Annotated in this window: 3 protein-coding genes; 2 read left to right on the top strand and 1 reads right to left on the bottom strand. The window is 36.0% G+C overall.

What is annotated here, in order from left to right:
- Positions 1 to 580 precede the first annotated feature (580 nt).
- Positions 581 to 2,122: an HD domain-containing protein gene (locus DCCM_RS06820; RefSeq protein WP_104371682.1), complete on the top strand. Its 1,542-nt coding sequence runs from the start codon at positions 581 to 583 to the stop codon at positions 2,120 to 2,122.
- Between the two features lie 17 nt (positions 2,123 to 2,139).
- On the top strand, positions 2,140 to 2,658 hold the full coding sequence (locus DCCM_RS06815; protein ID WP_104371681.1) for a hypothetical protein: 519 nt from the start codon (positions 2,140 to 2,142) through the stop codon (positions 2,656 to 2,658).
- Positions 2,659 to 2,706: 48 nt separating this feature from the next.
- Here DCCM_RS06815 and DCCM_RS06810 read toward each other — a convergent pair.
- A partial coding sequence (locus tag DCCM_RS06810) for a sporulation peptidase YabG (RefSeq protein WP_305791395.1) occupies positions 2,707 to 3,022 on the bottom strand: 316 nt, incomplete at its 5' end.

The following is a 3,022-nucleotide window of genomic DNA, read 5'->3' as shown; positions in this document are numbered from 1 at the left end:
GAAACAGGTGGGATATTGTGAAAAAACCCTAAAATATAAAAAGCACACCGGCCGCCGGATTTATACCGGTCATTTGGTGTGCTTATCCGCCACGCTATGAAGAATGCAGAAGAAAAAGAGTCGATGCAGAGCTTTCTTTACTGGAAACTGCAAAAGCCCTGAACGGTGAAGCCGTGTTCTGCAAAGAATGTGGGCTAAAACTTGAGGCATTCAAAAACCATAGAACCGCATCTGCATATTGCCCAACACATGGAAAGATGTGCTACTGTGTTTTGTCTGTGTAAAGATAATTTTAAATTTTATAATTATAAAGACCTCAATTTATTTTTATCGTTAGCAGGATTATTATAAACCAAACGAAATACTATAAAAAGCTTTATGACCGCCTTTTCCTGGCGGCCATTGTAGTTTATGGGCCATTCGACATATATCGTCATAAAATTCCCCCTCCAAAAACATAAGATAATTGTGGTTATTTTTAAAATGAATAATAAATTTTTCATTAGGCAATTGACAGTTTTTTTGCAAATAAGGCGGATTTCCAATCAAAGAATGTGTTACATTAGTAGGAGGCCTTGCCATGGCTGTAGATTCTGACCAGAAAAAAACACTGGAATTACCGGATGCTCCTACCAAACAGAGTAATGGCAAAGAGGATTTATACTCTGAGCTATATGAATTCCGGGATCCAATCCACGGCTTGATTCCGTTGAACAAAGCGGAACGTAATATAATTGACACAGAGGTGTTCCAGCGCCTGCGGAATATACGGCAGCTTGGAACCTCATATAAAGTTTACCATGGTGCCGAACATACAAGGTTTGGACATAGCATAGGTGTTATGCATCTGGTTGGTAAAGTTTTTGATTCACTTTGGCAGAGGCTAAATTATTTAGGAGTTCAAGCCGATGAATTCAATAGATTGAGACAAACAGCAAGGATAGCTGGATTGCTTCATGATATCGGGCATGCTCCTTTTTCACATGTGGGTGAAAATAAGAGATACGGCTTGTTTAGAAAGCTACAAGATGTTGATGGAAAAGAAAGAGACGGCCATGAAGTATATTCCAGGTTGATTATTAAAAACATTCTTGGTGACTACATTAATAAATTTTTCGGACCATTGGAAATAAAAGTTGAAGATGTTTTAACTATTTTAATTGGCAAGACTTCTGATAAGCATCTACGATTCGTTGACGACATATTGAGTGGACAACTGGATGCAGATAAAATGGATTATCTTCTCCGCGATTCACATTATTGCGGAGTTCAGTACGGTAAATATGATTTACATAAATTTCTTAGTTCCCTTACAATATGTCGAAGTGAACAAGATGAATGGCAGCTTGGTCTTTCTATTGATGGTGTAAATGTCGCTGAAGAATTTATATTTGCAAGATATTGGATGTTTTTACAAGTTTATTTTCATAAGACAAGAAGAATTTATGACTATTATCTTTCAAGTTACCTAAAAAGTATTTTTCCAAGCGGATACCCATTAGATTTAATTCAATATATAGAGCTAAATGATAATGAAATACTCCAGAGAATATATAGAGATGCAAAAGCAGGAACCAATAATTGGGCAAAATGCTTTTATGAACGCAACCACTCAAGTGAGGCTTTTGTATCAAAACCTCACCTAGAGGAAAATGAAGAAAAGCAGCAAGACGATAAAGATCATGTAACATGGGTAATTGAAAAATTTGAAGAAAAATATCCTCCGCAAAATGATCCTCTTTCATATTATGTTGATCAAGCGAAAGGTACTGCGGCCAAGGAGTTAATAACAATAAAAACATTTCTTGAAGAAGCAGAAGAAGAGTCTGAGCATAGACTCCCGGCGATTCCAATAAGATTAAAGTATACCAATAAAATAATACCAATCCAGGAAATGTCTATACCTATTAAACATATTTCTGACAAGGAAATAAATGTCCTTCGAATATATTCACCTAAAAAACATGTTGAGAAAACAAGAGGATTTTGCAACTCTTTGTTTTACAATGAATACATTGAATATAAAAGAGAAATGGAGGTGACAAGAAGAAAGTTTGAGGAACTTCAAGCAAAGCTAGAAAAGGACAGAAGCGACTCAAAAAGGCGCAAAGAAAAATATTAGAAGGGGGATTGAATTAATTGGATGCCCGCTTATTTGCCGCATGCTTGGTCAATAAGCTTGGCGAAATACGTGGAAAGAAAGCTTTTCAAAAATTTGTCTATTTAGGACAGGTTCATGGTCTGCCCCTTAATTATTCTTATAGAATGCATTTCTATGGACCTTTTAGTGATGAACTTGCCGAAGAATTCGAAGAAGATATTCAAAAAAATCATATTCTTACTATTTCGCCAGATAACAAGTACATTTATTTACCAGGAACAAAGTGTGAAGCAGAAACTGAAAAGGGATTTAGCATACTAGGTGACCATAAAGAAAAATTTGATTTGCTTTTAAATCGATTCGGAAATAAAAGCCCAGGAGACCTGGAACTCTATTCAACAATACATTTTATATGTGATACATTAGAAGTTTTTTACAAAACAAATGATAAAAATCATCGGATAGAAGAAATAAAAAAAGCAAAATACCCTAAATTCTCGGAGCCAAAAATTTTAAAATGTTACGACGAAATGAAAGAGTGGAAATTAATAAGTTAAATTGAAAATCTCCTCCAATTTTAAATCGGAGGAGATTTTTTATGTAATTTAAGTCCCAACACCACTTTTTTCTACAGCTAAAAATTTACTATGTTCCCATTTGAGTGGAAAATCCAAGTAGAATCCAGTATATATGCCGGTGGTTGGGTTTGGGTAACTGTTGATATCCTTGTAATCCTTGGCCCCCTTGACCAGCCCGTCGTGCCCGGTGAGCACCAGCATGTCGGGCCTGTGCTCCACCAATATTTTCATTAACTGGTCGGCTTGTTTATCCTCATCAATGTGATAACCATGGCAGGGAATGTTCAGCTGTTTATATGTGGTCATGCATAAATCAAGATATTCCTTGTCACCGTCGATATGC

This window comes from Desulfocucumis palustris, assembly GCF_002933875.1.
In the GTDB taxonomy this organism is placed as follows: Bacteria; Bacillota; Desulfotomaculia; order Desulfotomaculales; family Desulfocucumaceae; genus Desulfocucumis; species Desulfocucumis palustris.
Note: the sequence above shows the minus strand (reverse complement) of the source record. Positions and strands in the feature narration are given on the sequence as shown.

Coding starts and splice junctions, on each gene's coding strand:
- DCCM_RS06820 (WP_104371682.1), top strand. CDS start 581: ATGGCTGTAGATTCTGACCAGAAAAAAACACTGGAATTACCGGATGCT.